The sequence below is a fragment of the Leptospira wolffii serovar Khorat str. Khorat-H2 genome, from assembly GCF_000306115.2.
GTDB lineage: Bacteria > Spirochaetota > Leptospiria > Leptospirales > Leptospiraceae > Leptospira_B > Leptospira_B wolffii.
The window spans coordinates 352,505-368,777 of record NZ_AKWX02000004.1 but is presented as its reverse complement, the minus strand read 5'-3'; the positions used below and the strand labels follow the sequence as shown (position 1 = coordinate 368,777).

Here is a 16,273-nt window from a genome sequence, read left to right as displayed (position 1 = left end):
TGCCCCGAGTAGCCCGCGAAGCGGGCGTATCGAGGGGTCATTTAGGTTTTTTAACGAACCAGGATTTGACCCAGACCAAAACGAAGAATCCGATCATTCTACTTAGTCGCAGAAGCCTCCAAGGTCGAACAAGAATTCTCCAAAACCAAGTTAAGCCCTTTAGTTTGAAGTAGTTCGGCGCCTTTTTGACTTTTCCGGAGAGAATATCCATGGCTCCGCCGACGCCGATCACCACTGCGTGACCGAAAAATGCGGTATTGTTTTCGACCCAGATTTCCTGCTCCGGAAAATCCATTGCAAGAAATATAATATTCGGACTGGTTTTACGGATGGATTCCTTGACTAACAATTCTCTCTGGGTATTCAAATAGCCGGCATGTCTTCCAACGATTCTCACTCCTGGAAAATGTCGGGAAAGATTGAAGTAGACTTTCTCTACGATTTCCTCTTTGCCGCCTAAAAGAAAAATGGAATAATTTCTAAGTTCGCAGAGTCGGACCAGGTCCATCATAAGAGCGATGGTGGGGATTCTTTCTTTTAGTTCTCCACCCAGTTTTCTGGCTGCCCATTGCAATCCGGCCCCTTCTGCAAGAATGAGCCCGGCTTTTTGCGCGATCCGGTGCAACTTCTTACCTTTACGCAAGGCCATGGTCTTGATCGGATCCAAAAGAAGAACGTGGTGAAATTTATCCTTCTCCTCCATGAGATGATAAATCTTAGCAACCGCCTCATCCAAGCTAGCGTTGTCGAAAGGCACGCCTAGGATAGGAGTTCTCTCCAAATTTTCCACATTTAGGGTCTGGTAATCGAGAAGGTAATCCCGATCGTCCTTTGCGGAGAGATGGCGTATTTCCCCGGGTTGTTTCATACGGTTCATCTTATTGGACATAATTTAGGAGTCAATTGAAACTTAAGGGAAACCGGAATTAGAATCGGTCCTTCTATTTAGAAACCGTCCGTATTTCTATCCGTCCGGGTTCGGAATTTGCGTAGTACCTCCACGCATTCCGAAAACGCCTCCTCTTCCGAAGCGGAAGCGATCATTGCAAACAGAAAGGGAGAAATGTTTACAATGCCTTTGATTTCCTTAGGACCGATTCCTCCGATGGGAGTGATGGGAAGGTCCGGCAGAATCTCCAAAGCCCGGGAAAGAATGGACTCTCCCGTAGGAACGTCTTCGGTTTCTTTGGATCCCGTTACAAAGATCGGACCGAGTCCGGTGTAATCCCATTCTCCCGGGACCAGATGAGAGAGATCCTCTAAGGTATGGCAGGAGGTTCCGAGATATAGAGAACTGGAATGCAGACTGGTTTTCTCGGATTCGGTTAAGGTTTGGTAATCTTCCTTTCCTATATGTAATCCGAAAGCTTCCCAATCCAAAGCTTCTTTCCAATAATCATTGAGTATAAGAGGAAAATCCGGAAAATTGAGAATCAAGGATCCGTAAACTTCCCGGACCTCTCTTAATTCGGCCTTCTTAGCTCGGAGTTGGTAAAAAGGAATTACGTCCTTATGACGATTCCAAAGAGACACCAATTGCAAAGGATTCTTTCCGTATTTGGAACAGTATTCCAAATCCAGAATGGGATAAATTCCAGAAGATTTCCAGAATCCGGTTCTGGGCCTCCGGACAGATGGATTCAAGATCAACCGCCTCCTACGAATTTTAGGATTTCGATCCGGTCCTCTTCCTTAAGAGAAATTTCTTCCCAGATTCCTCTCTTTAGAATTTCACCGTTCCTTTGGATGGCCACGGTTTCCGGTTTCAATTTCAGGCTTTGTAATAATGCGGAAACGCTTGGAGAAGAAAGTTCCCCAACCGAAAGTTCTTTCCCGTTTACCTTCATTCCTATGCACCCCGGTCTAGAATGATTCGATTCCAATCTTTCGCTCGTGAACGTCGAATGTTTTTTAGTTTACCATTCCATCCCCGGCGAAAACGATTTACTTATGACCCGTTTCGTTTGCGTTTTTTCACTCATTTTTTTGCTCGGTCTTTCGGCCTGTAGCCAACATGAACGGGACGTTAAGGGAACCGCACTCGCAAACTTTGCGGCGGGTTGTACCGGCGGAAGTTACCCTGCTTGCAAAGCCGGTTGCGAAGATAAATACGGCACCGCGGTTACTACCACGAATTTAGTGGCCTTAAATAGTTGCCTAACCGGATGCAATACGAGCTGCAATGTCACCACTCTATGCGTTCAATTACAGCAGTCCTGTAAAAGCAATTGCAGCGATTATTACAATAATTGCGTATTGATTCTGGGCGCTGCCGGCGTCGGCCAATAAGAATCGCTTAACGAATCGATCCCAAACGAAATAAGGAAGCAGCATACAAACAGGCCGTTTCTATGCGCAAAATCGATTCTCCGATTCGAAATCTTCCTTCGGAAGCGGCTTCTATTTCGGCGATTTCCTCGCTTCGAAATCCTCCCTCCGGGCCCACGATCACCGTCTTTCCGAAAATCGTATCCGCCCCCAAACTCTCATTCGCCCTAGGATCCAAAAGAATCAGCTTCTCAGGAGAGGCCTTCACCTTCTGTAGGAACTCCTCCAAGCGGAAAGGCCCTTCTATCTCAGGAACGAAATCCTGCTTGGATTGGGCGCATGCCTCGGCGGCCACTTTCCAGAGTCTCTCCGGATTCAGATCCTTTCTGTCGGAATGAGCGAAGACTAAAAAAGTGAATTTGGTAATTCCGAGTTCGGTCCCTTTTTGGATCAGCCATTCCAAACGATTTCCTTTGGGTATCGCGGTGGCAAGTTTCGCTTCGTTAGAAGGCCTCTCCTTCTTCTCCGTGCGAATCAATTCTCCGTTTTTAGAGGAAGCGGGAACTTTATAATAGAAAGAATTCGCTCTCCCGTCCTTGATCACGACTATCTTGTCCTCGCCGAAGGAACGCAAAGCCTTTAGATGGGAAATTTCTTCTCCTTCCAACTTCAGGTTCGGAGAATAGGAAGCGTCCTCGCGGAAAAAAACGATTTCTTCGTCGGACATCTTAGAGACGATTTAAATTATCCAATTCGAAAAGGGAAGGATCCGGTTTTACGTCCCGATCCACTTCGGTATATTCCAAAACACTAATGGCACCGGTATTCAGATCCAACATTTCCAATCGGCTCGCCATATCCTCTTTGCCCACCTTTTGCTTTGCCTTCACTTTGACGGGACCGTATTTTATGTTCATGGTCTTGTAAAGAACCCCGTCTTTATCATGAAAGTCCAAGCGCACCGGACGAAGAGTATCCGATTCCAAAAGAAGAATCAGCTTGGAATAAAAATAAGGAACGATGGGACGTAGGGCCACTCTCTTCATCTTCTTTCCACCCACATCCAAATCGCTCTGCACGATAGGATTATAATTGGCTTGGTAGGAAGTGCCCGCCAGATCCACGAAGCTGAATCCGGTATTCAGATGATTCTCGTATTTTTCTTCGTCGTTCTTACGGAATATTTTTCTGGAAAGAGCATTGAATGCGTAGATCAATTCTCCGTCTTCTTTGAATAGAATCTTATATTCCAATCCCCTTCCCTTGCTTTCAAAAAGGGAAAGGGAATCTTCTCCCTTACGGAAAACGCTCATATCCCAGGTCCAGGAATCTCCCGTTCTTTTGATAAGAATGAGATTCGCTTTTACGAGACCGTCGGCTTTCAGTAAGGATTGGTCGAGTCTAGCCACCAATTCCTGGGCAACTCTCGCCTTTTCCGGAGCCTGGGCATGCGTGACCCCGCCGGAGAGGAGCGCCGGAAATAATAAGATGACTAAAATCGATCGTAAATTTCCCAAAACGCTCTTTCCCAGAATCTAGGACCTACCTATTTTACTCCGCTCTTAGGGTCGGCGCGCTGTAAGAGTAAAGGCTATGTACGGAACCTTGGGCTTGAGCGGATTCACTTCTCCTCTCGAACCTAAGTTTTCCTTCTCTCAATCCCGCATGTAGTTCCTGAACGGTACGGAAACCCATGTCCTGGAAAGAAAGTCTTAAGCCTTGGCTTAGATAAGGAATGAAGTTCAGAATGGATCCTCTGTCTACGACGGATCCGCTCACTCCTTGGGCCACTTTTACTTTTTGTCCTTCGTTAAAATAACGTTTATCACCGCCGGCCTTCATGGCCTCGATGCTCGCCATTCCCCTATACTTCTTGAGACGAATTCCATTCTCATAAAAATACTCCCCGGGGGCCTCGGAAGTTCCGGCAAACATAAATCCCATCATACACGCGGAGGCTCCGATCGCCAGAGCGTTTGCGATATCTCCGATATTGGAAATCCCGCCGTCGGCGATCACCGGCACATCGTATTTTGCCGCATGAGCCGCAGTTTGGTAGACCGCGGTAGCCTGGGCTCGACCCACGGCCATGGTGTCCTGGGTAATACAAATGGACCCCGGTCCCATACCGATTCGAAGTCCGTCTGCACCCGCCTGGATCAGATTCTCCGCCTGGGCTCTGGTTACCACGTTACCGCCGACCACTTCCAGGCCTTTGAAATTGGCCTTGATGAATTTCAGCATTTCTATCTGGTAAATCGAATTTCCCTGCGCGGAATCGATGATGATCACGTCGACTCCCGCTTCGTAAAGAGCGGCAACCCTGTCTCTGGATTCGATCAAAGTGGAAACCGCAGCGCCTACCCGGAGCCTCTTGTGCTCGTCCTTGGAAGAATCGGGGAAGTCCTTATTCTTTTTAAGATCGGAGCGGCTTACCAAAGATACGAGTTTTCCGTCCTTGTCTATGATCGGAAGTTTTCCGATTTTCTCTTTCTTGATAACGTCATTCGCCTCTTTCAAGGTGATCCCCGCCTTACCCGTAATGACGTCGGTCGTCATGACTTTTTCCAGAGGAACGGATCTATCTCGTTCGAAATCTATATCCCGATTGGTAACGATACCGATTAGTTTAGAATTGCGGGTTCCGTCCTGCGTGATAGGAATTCCGGTAAAACCTTGGGTTTCCTTGATTCGATCCAGATCGGAGATCGTGTTTTTCGGTCCGAGTACCACAGGATCCGAAATGAATCCGTTCTCGAATCTTTTTACCTTGCTCACCTCGGAGACCTGTTCGTCGATCGTGTTATTATAATGGATGATCCCGATCCCTCCCATAAGGGCCTGAGCGATGGCCATCGCAGACTCGGTCACCGTATCCATGGGAGAACTCACGAAGGGTCTTTTGAGTCTGATGTTTTTAGTGAAACGAGTATCCAATTCCACTTCGGAAGGATGAAAGTCGATAAAACCGGGCAGGACCAGAAAGTCCCGGTAAGTCAGCCCGATTTGCATATTGAAAAGATCTTCGCCTGAGAGGCCGTCTAAAAATTGGGAGTTGCGGTAAGATTGGTTTGACATTAATGTACCTTACCTATTACATCAAAACGAAGCTAAAGGCTGGAATCAAGAGAATTTTCCGCCCCAATCCGATTCGCTTAGGAATTTAATGGAAAAGGTCCAGAGGAAACAAAGAGACAAAGAATTCATTACCGAACCGGAGAAAAAGCTCCATATCATCGGAAAATTTCTACTCAAAACCGATCTACTCGTAAGGGATACGGAAGCCCACGATTCCGTCCAACTACTCTCCGTAAGTAAGGATGCCACAAAGATCCTAGTCCAAGGTCGAATGGCCGAACAATTCAAACTCAATTCTCATGTAGTTCTATACAAGCTCTTGGCTAGATATGTGGAATTGGAATGCGAGATTCTCGAAGAAAAGCCCAATAATCAGTATGTAATGCTGGTTGAAAATGTTTCGATCGCAAGTAGAGAAAGAAAGTTTCCAAGAATCAAGCCGCCGGATGGCAGCGTTTGGATCACAAATCTCCGCACTAGTAGGACTACGATAGATGCGAATTTGTTCAACATTCCCACGTCGGTTAAGGTAAATTTTGCGGATACGGAAAGGACTCTAAAACCCAAGTACGATATCGTTAAAATAGACGTGTTCAATTCCATAGGTGATAAGTTCGATCTAGTCAAGAAGACGGGAAAGATTCTGTTCATTCCGAATACCCAAAAACCGGATAGTTATAAAAGCATCGATCCGAGCGGTTTCATAGACTACGAACACGAACTAGGAGACGAGGACGACGTCCGTAAGAAAATCATCGAATACGCGAACCAAAAGATTCGCTCCGAGTTAATCGTTCCGATCATCTACGTCAACCACGACGAACAGGCGATTCCGATCGGATACGTTCAGGCTCAAAACCGTAATCGGGAAATCGATCTTCTAGAAGTTACGGAAATTAAGACGCTGACATTCGAGATGGTGGATCGGATTCGAGAATCCAATACAATTTTAGTGAAGGAAAGATTTCCGGTCATAGACCTCTCTACGGGAGGCCTAAGAGTTAAGATCAATCATCCGGATCTGAATAACGAGATTCCTAGACGGGTGGGATTTACATTCGATATTTTCTTTAAAATGCAGTCTCCTCTTACTGCATACGGTGTGGTTCGCTCCGTAGCCAAAGACACGGACGGGAATCTTTATATAGGAGTTTCCTTAGAGGGCAACTCGGCGAGACCGGGGGAGAAGAAACGTTATATAGACAACGTAAACCGTCTCTTGGCGGATGCGGGAATCAAGGTGAATCCGAATTAGGGCAAAGGCTACTTTTCAAATCAAGATCGGAATACGGAGCTTTCAGAATTCGTTGATTTGACAAGCACGCGGTAGATTCCGAATCCTAACGGAGAAATATAAAATGTCACCCATCCAGCCCAATTCCAAACGAAAGTTTTTTCACTCCTTCCTTTCTTCCAAGATCGGTAGGTTTCTCATCTTTTTGCTTGTCTCGTTACTTACGGATTGTGCGACAGTGTTCATCAATGCAATTAAATGTGCCAACCATGGAGGCTGCGACACCCGGCCGATGAATATCCCTTTTGAAGCTGTTACACTTTCCATTGACGGAGCAATTGCCAACGCAATGGCATTAGGCGCCACAGCTCCTTCCTTCGGATGGATCTATGGCGGAACGGCCTTATTGATTTTTATAATATCCACTATTTCGAATCTGAAATAGGAACATAGCCTGCATTTCCTTCTCCGCTTAGCGGACCAAGGTTAAATACGGAAACGGATTAGGGCGCTCTTGTGAGAGCGATTTTTCAGACCATGAAAGGATTAGCTATTACGGGAAATCCCACATCCGAACGTCTACGAAAAGTACATTATCTTCGGAGAATCGTTTAGAATAAGTCACAAGCAACAAATTACTTTCTAAATCGTAGTAAGGATTGCTTGCGATCCAGGTCTGGGAGGGATTTTTGGCGTTCTTATAGAATTGCTCCAGAAAATAAGGTCTCCAGCTCCAATTTCTTCCCACAAAAGCGTCGTCCTCCAACATACCCGCATCGGAAATACTGGAATAATTGGGAGACAATTGTCTTCCTTCCGTGTCGGTTACGTACATCCTAAAGACAGATTTTTCCAGAAGATAAGGATTTCGGATACGGATCCTTATCCTATCCGTATCGTCGGCCCCGGAAAGAACTTCGATCCCGGAAGAATCCAATCTATCCTCCAATTCTCTTTCCTTTTTGATCCTTCGGAGTAATTGGTATTTCTTATAATTGAAGAATAACTCGTGTAATTGGGAGAATCGTATACTTAAGCCGGAGATATCCACCGGTTCGGGTGCGGGTTCGGCAAAATAGAATCCCTGCAAATACCTGGCGCCGTAAGTCAGAGCGTTGTATAATTCCGTTTCCGTTTCGATTCCTTCGAACAAAAGCGCACATCCTAGGCTTTCCGCGAGTCTAGAAAGAGTATATAATATTTCCTGAAAATTCCTGGATGCCACCGAACTGCGGATCAATCCTAGATCCACCTTGATGATATCGGGATGTAATGCCCCGATGCGATCCAGATTGGAGGATTTGGATCCCAGATCGTCTATGGCGACCAAGAATCCGGAACGTTTGTACAGATTGATCAACGGTTTAAGCTGCTCGATCTCCCCGGAAAAATGTTCCTCTACTATCTCTACCACGATTTTCTTCGGGTCCAAACCCAATTCTTTGGCCGCACGAAGGGTAAAAGGATCCTCCTCGGTTTTGGAATCCAGGTATTCCTGCATGAACGCGGGAGAGATATTTAGAAAGAGTTTGGCGTCCGGATCGAGTCGGGAATCCTTGCGGATCTTTTCCAGCGCCTTACGACGGATTAGGCGATCGATTTCTAATTTAAGAATTTTGAAATCTTCCCTTTCCTCTTTGCTTAAAGAATGAGGGATATCCGCAAGAAAGAAAGGGCCTAGGCTATGGATCGTCCCTCTCTTGTCCACGAAACGGGCCAGGGCTTCGTAGCCGAATATGGAATCCTTTTCGACTGATAGAATGGGCTGGAAGTGAGGAACAAGCTCTCCTTCGGAGAACCATTCTCTCCATTTAACGGCGTTCCAAGCAACTCTACCTTCGCTCATTCTTAACAACAAAATGAAACGCCTATTTCAAGGATCAAGAAAATTTAATCCAGGGCGTCGAATCCTTCCGAAAACCCATTAGGTAAAAATGATTACGTATACTTAAAGAGTCGATGCCTCGGCGACTCTTCTTCCTCCCTCTAGGAAAGAAAAAGCGGAATCCGATTCTTTTAGGAATTTGAGGGTGAAACCGGAATAGTTTCAATTCGATTAACAAATACAACTAGCTATGAGGAAAATATAAGACTTTCTTGCCTAGGATATGTCCACGAAATGAGAGCGATATCATTCTACAAAATTTCCGAATCCGGAACTCGCCTAGACGATGGGACAAACGAAAACTGATTGACCCCTATCGTTTTGGAAAGTTTCTAACTATCATGTTTTTCGCTTTCCTACGTAGAGTCTCGGCTCTTTCGAACAAGTCCTGGGGCTTCGTTCTCTTAGGAGGCGTTTTTTTAGGAATTTTCCTGAGTTGGCAATACCAGACCGGAATTCGAGTCGGAGACGGTGCCATCAAACAGCAGCAAATCGCGGATTTAATCCGTAAGGGATTTCCCGACTTTTCCTGCTCGTACGCGGGATCGGAAATCGATCCTAATTTCCTCTTCCTTCCGTTGGATATGAAGAGAGGGGCCACGATGGCTCATATTTTCCAAGGAAAATGCTATTACGTCTTCCCCTTTTACTACAGTTCGATCCAACTTCCCTTCGCACTTTTTTTCGGAAGATTCGGTAGCTTCCTACTTTCCTTCTTATTCGGATTGGGAACTCTTTACGTATCCTTTCTACTCTCCGTTCGTTTGGGATTCAAGGAACGGACAAGAGCGGGGTTTCTCGCTTTTCTTTTACTCGGTTCCGCATTCAGTTTATTCTCCACGGATCTTTCGGAAACCATTCTCTCAATTTTCGGAGTCACTTTAGGGGCGTATTTTCTCCTCCGAGAAGAGGATTCGGAAATTTCCAGTCTCGTTATGGCGGGCATCTCCTTCGGATTCGCTTCTTTGTTTCGCCAGGAAGTCATTCTTTTAGCAGGCTCCATCGCGATCTTCCAGGTTCCCGAATTCCTAAAAAGACCCAAACTCACTACATTCTCCTTTAGCTTCGGCTTGCTTCTCCTAGGACAAATGGTATTGAACGGAGTCGTAGTAGGACATCCTCTCGGATCCAGAGGATACCTGCAGGCATCAGGAACCGAAAATTTCGATCTTGCCCAACAATTCCGGTATTTGGGCGAACTCTTGGTCTATGGAAAAGGTTCCTACGGACTCTTCGGAGCCTATCCTTTTCTATTGGTTCTGTTTCGTTGGAAAAAAGAACCTTCTTCCGTAACTCGAATCTTATTCTCTTGCGTACTATTCATACTGATTTCGGCCCTACTTACCTCTTCCCGGTTTTGGCAGGGAGTCATGTTCGGTCCTAGATTCCTAATGACCATCCTTCCATTGTCCCTATTATTCGGATTTCATATCTTGGAAAAGCATTGGGATTCGGATCCCAAATGGCTAAGGGCGATTCTTCTCTTAGCTCTCGCCTATTCCGTATTCGGCGCTTTGAGATTCGACCTTCTCTATCGTAAATTCACCCGCTCCGTGATAGGAGAACAGGTCGCCTTAAGCGCGTTCTGCGAGAAGACCGTGGTTTATAGGAAAGATTCCGTATTTCTTCCTCCGGATTCCTTCGATAAGCAAAGAGACGTTTATGAATTGTACGAAGAGAAGGATTTCGATTCCCTTCTGGAGACTCTGGAAAAGGGAAGAATCGGCCGCATCACCGTGGTAGGTTTTAAGGATAGATACCCTAAGGAAGTCTTAGTTCCTCATTCCGAAAAATTTAAATTCGTGAATCGTAATTTTCTCCAGAGCCAATCCATCAATATGGAGACTCTGGAATTCGAAAGAATCCGATAAAAACCGAATCTCCCGAGTTTTCCTCGGGAGAGATTGCAAAAAATTTTATTTAGCCCAAACTCTTCTGTAGAGATCGGATTCGATCAGATTTTTGGGATCCAGTTTTTTCTTCAAGGCTCTGAATTTATCCAGACTCGCCTTAGGAAGATAACGTTTCAGTATTTCCGGACGGAGAGTGCTATCTTTTGCGAAATAGAATCTACCTCCGTTCTTTACTACGATCTCGTCCATCTCCCTAGCCATAGCCCAGAGTTTTTCCTTATTTCCCTTGGTGACCGGGAAATCCATGGCCATGGAGTAACCGTCCAAAGCGTGAGTGAGTAGGAATTTATCCGGTCTATGTTTCTTGAAGACCGCAAGCCAGGTAACGATTCCGCGTTTTTGGCAAAGGCTAAGAATCTCTTCGAAGCCTTTCACCGCATTCTCCTTAGGAATAAAACTTTGGTATTGGATCATAGCACCGGGTTTGTACATGAATTTCCAATTCGGAACGTAATCCAAAAGGAAGGCGTATTCGGCGTGTCCTTGTAGATAAGGTTTGCTAGATAAGAATCCGGAGATCCATTTTCCGAAGTTCACAAAACGCATTCCCAAATTATTGCTGAAAGGATACATGAAGATCCACATCCAGGATTTGGGAATCAATCCCAGAAATGTGCTAGGAAGAATTTGATTTTCCAATTTGCAATTTTCCGGATAACCGGGATCCTCTCCCGCTTTCAAGTTCACAGCCTTATGAATTTGTCCTCTTCCTAGGCCTTTGCCGGAACCGAAACCGTCCACCCATCCGACTAGATAGTCGGAGTTCTTGTATTCCCTCTCGAAATAATCGTACATCTCTTGCAAGTTGGAAGTGTTCACCGGCCAAACTTTCATTTTTCCGGCATAGATTTTCTTCATCTTGATGGTGACGGTTAAAAAGGCCCCGAGCATTCCGAAACCGGAGATGGCAGAATAAAAGACATCGGCGTTCTTTTTAGGACTACATGCGATCTCTTTTCCATCCGTGGTCAGGAAAGTGAATTCTTGTACATGATCTCCGATCGGGCCCACCGCGAAATTATTCTTTCCGTGAATATTCATGGAAAGCGCTCCGCCTAACGTGGGAAACATAGTCCCGCTGACTACGGGAGGCCAGTATCCCTTTTCGATTCCGAATTCCCATAATTGCTTGATGGTAACTCCTGATTCCGCGGTAAGAATTCCCGTCTTGGAATCGAAGGAAAGAATCTTATTGAAATTTCGGATATCTACTACGACTCCTTTTTCGTTGGTAGCTGCATCTCCGTAACTGCAACCGCCACCTCTAAAGGTGACCTTGGTTCCAGTCGCGTTCGCATATTGGAATAGATCCTTGAAATCCTGAACGGATTCTGGTAAAAAGACCCTGCTATTAGAATAATGATTCATCCCCCAGGCTTCCACCTTTTGGGGAGAAGAAAGCCTAGTTTCAAAATCGGAAGCGGAGATCTTAGATACCGCCTTTTTCTTAGGAGCGGTCGTTTTGGATGATTTCTTTTTAGAAGCGGTCGCCATTGGATAACCTCCGTTAGATGGAAAGTCTTCTGAAAATAAAGGAAGGAATCATTCGAATAATGAAGGAAACCAGCGCCCAACGAGCGGGAACATAGAATTCTTCCTTACCCGCGTTCACTTTGGATAGAATGACTTGGGCAGCCTCTTTTGCGGTGATAAGCCACATGAGTCCTTGGAGACCGTCCGTCATTGGAGTCTGGATCATTCCCGGTTTTACGGTGACCACTTGGATTCCTTGAATCGCGAGTCTATTTCTAAGAGCCTCTAGGTAAGTGGAGACCCCCGCCTTAGAGGCGTTATATACGGGGTTTCCCCTTCTCCCTCTGTCTCCTGCTATGGAAGAAATGCCTATAATCTTTCCTGCTTTCTTTTCCTGGAAATAAGTCGCCGCACAATCCAACCAGGCCACGCAACCTAGGAGATTGACTTCCAGCATCTCTATGTCTTTAGGAACCGAGAACTCTTCCGGTCCGACTCTATGCATCACTCCGGAGGCATAGTAGATCTCGTCTAGTCCGCCGAGCGCCTTGACTGCTTTTGCAAATTCTCCCGGAACTTTGGAATATTCCGTTACGTCATGTTTGATGAATAGATTCTGTTTGGATTTGGAAGAACCGAGTTTCTTCAGTTCCTTTTCTCTACGTGCGAAGGCCGCCACTTGGTGCCCCTCTTCCAGTAATTGAGTCGCGATTTCCTTTCCGATACCGCTAGAAGCGCCTACGACGATGATCTTTTTAGCCATACCTACCTTTTTGGGACGGGGATCCGGTATGACAAGTCTGATTTGGCGGCTTTCCCTTGTCTCTTGTTGCCAAGAATCAAGTCGGAGAATGGGTCCCCGGACGAAAATCCTCTAGAAACTCCTCGGAATCCAACCATAGACCGGAAGACTTATCTAGAATTTCCGCGGGTTTCCACTTCGCTTTGTAATCCATCTTAGGATGACCGGGTAAATACAGACCCAAATGATAATTTTTAAATCCGTTCTCTTTGGCCCAAAGAATGGAACCTAATACCAAGAAATTTCCAAGTCCTCTTTCCTTTCGTTCCGGATCGAAAACCGAATAGACCGCTGATACGTTTTCTTCTCCCAAATCCAAAAGAATCCAACCGATCAATTTTTCCGAATCCAGAATTCGGATCTCACCGGAAGAATCGGCACCCTCGTACATTTGGAAACGCATGGTTTCCAAAATTTCCTCGGAAGAGTTGCCATAACTTCCGGTATGTCTGGATCTTTGGTAACGTAGATACAATTCTTCTTTTTCGGAATCGATCTTAGGGGCGCCGAATTCGATTCTCAAGTCCCTATTCTTTTTTAAGAGTCTCCGATCCTTTGCATGGATCTCGAACTTCGACAACCGGATTCTGTAGCTCAAGCAGTCGGAACAAGCTTGGCAAACCGTTCTATAGAAAAAATTTCCTGCTCTACGAAAACCGAAATCCAAAAGTCGATCCAATACGATAGGAGTCGGGGCCTGGGTAAGGGAGAAGCCGCGGATCCGGGACATTCTCTCCGGATAATAAGAGCATCCGGATTCGGGGGACAAGGGCAAGGAACGCATAAATTCGTCATAGTCCATACGATTCCTTCCTACTTACGCATACGGTCCCTTCTTCTCATGGAACCGTAAATCAACTTCGGATAAAAGATACAAAGGAGCAACCTTAATCGAAAGTGAAAATCGAATCGCTTGCCTCCTTTTATATTTTCCCAATTTTTCCATTGCCAAGGTACTTGCTCCGAGGGATAGGACTTAAGATGGTATTCCGATTATTTATGGATCAATTCGCTCGTTGGAACGCATACAGACTGGCATTCGGCTTTGCCGCCTTCAGCTACCTATTCTATTTTCTCGCCCTTCCTTGGGCCTTATTCGCGTTTCTTTTATTGGGATTCCTTTGTTTGCTAGGAGGGATTTTCTTTCCTATGGAGTTCGACCGAGCGTTTAGAAGCGGCCAATCCTTTTTACTCGGGATCCTTTCTTTTATCGTATCCTTATTCATTCTTTTAGGTTATATCTTGGTTTGGAAACCTATATCCCTCCTATTCCCCCAAGGAACCGAAAAAGGAAAAAATTGAAATCGTTTCGAATCTATTGCGACGGGGCGTCCAAGGGGAACCCGGGCCCCTCTTCTATCGGAGTCTCCATCCTTGACGGAGAAGAGGAAATCCATACGATCTCGGAAAGAATTCCGGACGGCACCAATAATACTGCGGAATGGGCGGCCTTAGAGGCAGGGCTCAAATATTGTTTGGACGCGGGAGCGACGGAAGTGCATGCGTTCCTGGATTCGGAATTGGTGGTAAAACAATTCCGAGGAGAATACAAAGTCAAATCCCCCCATCTGCAAATTGCCAAGGATAAAATCCGAGCCTTAAGTTCCAAATTAAAGTCCTTTAGGATCGAACACGTTCCCCGAGAAAAAAACAAAAGGGCGGATAAACTCGCCAATATGGCTTTTTAAGACCCGGACCTGAAAGAACCAAAAAATGGTTTCCACTTCCGCTTCTTCGTCCGAATCTCTTTTTAGATGCGACCCTCTCATACGATCGTCTTACTTTCGGTTCTAGGATTTTTGGCGGGATCCTGTAAGGGAAATATTCTCGGCCAGATGGAGAACTTGAAAAAGGAAGGTAAGTTCTTGGAGCTTGCGCTTCTTTGCCAGGAACACCCGGAATCGGAATACAAAGAAATTTGCGGAGAAGCTTGGTCTCAGGCTTCCGATCAAATCGATCGGATTTTATCCGAGCAAGCTAGTCTTCCTTTCTTAAGAGTATCCGTAGACGAAGCCACTCGGAAAAAAGTGGAAGACCTTCTTTCTAAAAATCCGGAACTTAAGGAGAAATACCTTCCCCTCTGGAAGAAATTCGTCCAATAATGCATCCCGAAAAACTGATCTCCTCCATTCCTTCTACTTCCTTAGAAGACCTTCTGCAAATTTCCAATATAGTCTCCGAAAAAGGAGGAAACGCTTACTTAGTAGGAGGTTCCGTACGGGATTTGATCCTAGGCAAGATTCCTCATGAATATGATCTAGCGGTTTCCCTCTTACCGGAAATCGTCCAAAAGTCGTTCCCCCGTACTGTTCCTACCGGAATCAAACATGGAACGATTACCGTTCTAATGAAGGACAGAAGCTATGAGCTCACCACTTTTCGGAAAGACGAGGATTATGTGGATGGACGCAGACCCGAAACCGTGCATTTCGGAGTGAGTCTGAGCGAGGATCTGAGAAGAAGGGACTTTACGGTGAACGCGATCGCCTTGGATCTATTAAAGAAAGAGCTTATAGACGAACACGAAGGCCAGGAGGATATCCGAAAAAAAATCATCCGAACCATCGGGGATCCGATCGCTCGATTTACGGAGGACGGCCTTAGACCCGTGAGAGGGATCCGATTCGTTTCTAGCCTAGGCTTCCGACTCGAAGAAAAAACCGCGGAAGCGATCCTTACTTGCAAACCGATCACCGCCAAGGTTTCTCCGGAAAGAATCCATGACGAATTCCTGAAAATCCTAAAGAGCCCGAACCCCGCTCCTTCTCTAGAATTGCTAAAGGAGTTCGGAATTCTGGAATTATTCACACCTGCGAAATTGTACCCGTTCTCTTCGAAAGAATGGGCCTGGGACAGGGACGCATTCTCCGGATTGCCTTCCGAGCCGGACCGGATCCGGTTGGCATTCTTCCTACATTCCGCATTCGAAAGAAGCCATATAGAAACGGAGACGCTTACATTCTTTAAGAACCTGAAATTCTCCAATCAAAGAACCAAAGAATCCCTATTCTTGATAAAAACATTATATTCTCTTTTGGAAAAAGAGGAAGAATTGAGACTTAGATCCGAACTCAGAAGACTTCTATTACATCCGATCGCACAATTTGCTGGAAAAAAGGAAATCCGGGTTTGGTACAACGAGTTAGCGATTCTCTGGAAGGCGATCCAAGGCAAGGAAGCGTTCTGGCTTCCCTCTGCGGAAGAAGAATGGAAATCCGATCCTCCCCTTGTGTTGGCAGATCTAGCGATAAACGGAAACATTCTAAAAGAGAAGAGACCGAATCTCCCCCCTAAGCAACTAGGAGAAGTCTTAAAGACCTGCCTAAATGCGGTCTTAGAGGATCCTAGCCGGAACACCCAAGAATCTCTCCTGTTGCTTATCCCCTAAACCGCTAAAGTACTTCTAGATTCTTCCGTAAGAGGTACTACAATATTCCACCCTAGCCCTTTCTATATAAAATCGAGCCTTAAATCCTCTATCCTGCCTAAATTCTAAGCATACCGAAATATGCCTATTTTATAAACAATCTGTCCATTCAGAAAATTTATACATTCTCAAGCACCTAAAACAGGCATTCTAATTTGGATTTAGAATCGTTTTTAAGCCATATTTTGTCTCT

At 45.6% G+C, this 16,273-nt stretch carries 18 protein-coding genes; 8 read left to right on the top strand and 10 right to left on the bottom strand.

Annotation, left to right across the window (positions count from 1 at the left end; all coding sequences use genetic code 11):
* Nucleotides 1–37 precede the first annotated feature (37 nt).
* From LEP1GSC061_RS01735 to thiS, 3 genes are all read right to left on the bottom strand, one after another.
* Entirely contained in the window at nt 38–868 is an 831-nt protein-coding gene (locus tag LEP1GSC061_RS01735; protein ID WP_040507918.1) for a WecB/TagA/CpsF family glycosyltransferase, read from the bottom strand.
* A 77-nt stretch (nt 869–945) separates the two neighbouring features.
* Nucleotides 946–1,644 (bottom strand): thiamine phosphate synthase, encoded by a 699-nt coding sequence (locus tag LEP1GSC061_RS01730; RefSeq protein ID WP_016543922.1) that lies wholly within the window; start codon nt 1,642–1,644, stop codon nt 946–948.
* Between the two features lie 2 nt (nt 1,645–1,646).
* A complete protein-coding gene (thiS, locus tag LEP1GSC061_RS01725; protein WP_016543536.1) occupies nt 1,647–1,847 on the bottom strand; it encodes a sulfur carrier protein ThiS in 201 nt (66 codons plus the stop codon).
* Nucleotides 1,848–1,950: 103 nt separating this feature from the next.
* Between thiS and LEP1GSC061_RS01720 the strand changes: the two genes are divergently transcribed.
* Entirely contained in the window at nt 1,951–2,289 is a 339-nt protein-coding gene (locus LEP1GSC061_RS01720; protein WP_040507916.1) for a hypothetical protein, read from the top strand.
* 7 nt (nt 2,290–2,296) lie between these two features.
* Here the strand turns inward: LEP1GSC061_RS01720 and LEP1GSC061_RS01715 are convergent, their stop codons facing one another.
* From LEP1GSC061_RS01715 to guaB, 3 genes are read right to left on the bottom strand one after another with little or no spacing between them, the layout of a single operon-like run.
* Complete coding sequence (locus tag LEP1GSC061_RS01715) at nt 2,297–2,995, bottom strand: 16S rRNA (uracil(1498)-N(3))-methyltransferase (protein WP_016544157.1); 699 nt, start codon at nt 2,993–2,995, stop codon at nt 2,297–2,299.
* A gap of 1 nt (nt 2,996) precedes the next feature.
* Nucleotides 2,997–3,785: an outer membrane lipoprotein-sorting protein gene (locus LEP1GSC061_RS01710; RefSeq protein WP_016543785.1), complete on the bottom strand. Its 789-nt coding sequence runs from the start codon at nt 3,783–3,785 to the stop codon at nt 2,997–2,999.
* Between the two features lie 34 nt (nt 3,786–3,819).
* Complete coding sequence (gene guaB, locus LEP1GSC061_RS01705) at nt 3,820–5,346, bottom strand: IMP dehydrogenase (protein ID WP_016543479.1); 1,527 nt, start codon at nt 5,344–5,346, stop codon at nt 3,820–3,822.
* Nucleotides 5,347–5,434: 88 nt separating this feature from the next.
* Here guaB and LEP1GSC061_RS01700 point away from each other — a divergent pair, with 88 nt between their 5' ends.
* On the top strand, nt 5,435–6,601 hold the full coding sequence (locus LEP1GSC061_RS01700) for a DUF1577 domain-containing protein (protein ID WP_016543411.1): 1,167 nt from the start codon (nt 5,435–5,437) through the stop codon (nt 6,599–6,601).
* Between the two features lie 103 nt (nt 6,602–6,704).
* Complete coding sequence (locus LEP1GSC061_RS01695; RefSeq protein WP_040507583.1) at nt 6,705–7,025, top strand: hypothetical protein; 321 nt, start codon at nt 6,705–6,707, stop codon at nt 7,023–7,025.
* A gap of 108 nt (nt 7,026–7,133) precedes the next feature.
* Here the strand turns inward: LEP1GSC061_RS01695 and LEP1GSC061_RS01690 are convergent, their stop codons facing one another.
* A complete protein-coding gene (locus LEP1GSC061_RS01690) occupies nt 7,134–8,426 on the bottom strand; it encodes an EAL domain-containing protein (RefSeq protein ID WP_040507581.1) in 1,293 nt (430 codons plus the stop codon).
* Between the two features lie 380 nt (nt 8,427–8,806).
* Between LEP1GSC061_RS01690 and LEP1GSC061_RS01680 the strand changes: the two genes are divergently transcribed.
* Entirely contained in the window at nt 8,807–10,336 is a 1,530-nt protein-coding gene (locus tag LEP1GSC061_RS01680; RefSeq protein WP_016543358.1) for an LA_3751/LA_3752 family putative glycosyltransferase, read from the top strand.
* A gap of 45 nt (nt 10,337–10,381) precedes the next feature.
* On the opposite strand, the gene LEP1GSC061_RS01675 is transcribed toward LEP1GSC061_RS01680, so the two are convergent.
* The 3 genes from LEP1GSC061_RS01675 to LEP1GSC061_RS01665 all read right to left on the bottom strand — a co-directional run bounded on the left by LEP1GSC061_RS01675 (nt 10,382) and on the right by LEP1GSC061_RS01665 (nt 13,455).
* Nucleotides 10,382–11,872: an FAD-binding oxidoreductase gene (locus LEP1GSC061_RS01675; RefSeq protein WP_016543663.1), complete on the bottom strand. Its 1,491-nt coding sequence runs from the start codon at nt 11,870–11,872 to the stop codon at nt 10,382–10,384.
* A gap of 13 nt (nt 11,873–11,885) precedes the next feature.
* On the bottom strand, nt 11,886–12,614 hold the full coding sequence (locus LEP1GSC061_RS01670) for an SDR family NAD(P)-dependent oxidoreductase (RefSeq protein ID WP_016543585.1): 729 nt from the start codon (nt 12,612–12,614) through the stop codon (nt 11,886–11,888).
* Nucleotides 12,615–12,690: 76 nt separating this feature from the next.
* Nucleotides 12,691–13,455 carry an arginyltransferase gene (locus LEP1GSC061_RS01665; protein WP_016543896.1) on the bottom strand — a complete coding sequence of 255 codons (765 nt, stop codon included), beginning with the start codon at nt 13,453–13,455 and terminating at the stop codon, nt 12,691–12,693.
* 197 nt (nt 13,456–13,652) lie between these two features.
* Here LEP1GSC061_RS01665 and LEP1GSC061_RS01660 point away from each other — a divergent pair, with 197 nt between their 5' ends.
* The 4 genes from LEP1GSC061_RS01660 (at nt 13,653) to LEP1GSC061_RS01645 (ending at nt 16,041) form a co-directional block, all read left to right on the top strand.
* Entirely contained in the window at nt 13,653–13,955 is a 303-nt protein-coding gene (locus LEP1GSC061_RS01660; protein WP_232218343.1) for a hypothetical protein, read from the top strand.
* Nucleotides 13,952–14,341 carry a ribonuclease HI family protein gene (locus LEP1GSC061_RS01655; RefSeq protein WP_016543318.1) on the top strand — a complete coding sequence of 130 codons (390 nt, stop codon included), beginning with the start codon at nt 13,952–13,954 and terminating at the stop codon, nt 14,339–14,341. The genes LEP1GSC061_RS01660 and LEP1GSC061_RS01655 overlap by 4 nt, the downstream gene beginning before the upstream one ends.
* 66 nt (nt 14,342–14,407) lie before the next feature.
* The gene (locus LEP1GSC061_RS01650; protein WP_016543420.1) at nt 14,408–14,755 is read left to right on the top strand and encodes a hypothetical protein; all 348 of its coding nucleotides are present in this window, start codon (nt 14,408–14,410) and stop codon (nt 14,753–14,755) included.
* Complete coding sequence (locus tag LEP1GSC061_RS01645; RefSeq protein ID WP_016543909.1) at nt 14,755–16,041, top strand: CCA tRNA nucleotidyltransferase; 1,287 nt, start codon at nt 14,755–14,757, stop codon at nt 16,039–16,041. The genes LEP1GSC061_RS01650 and LEP1GSC061_RS01645 overlap by 1 nt, the downstream gene beginning before the upstream one ends.
* Nucleotides 16,042–16,273 lie beyond the last annotated feature (232 nt).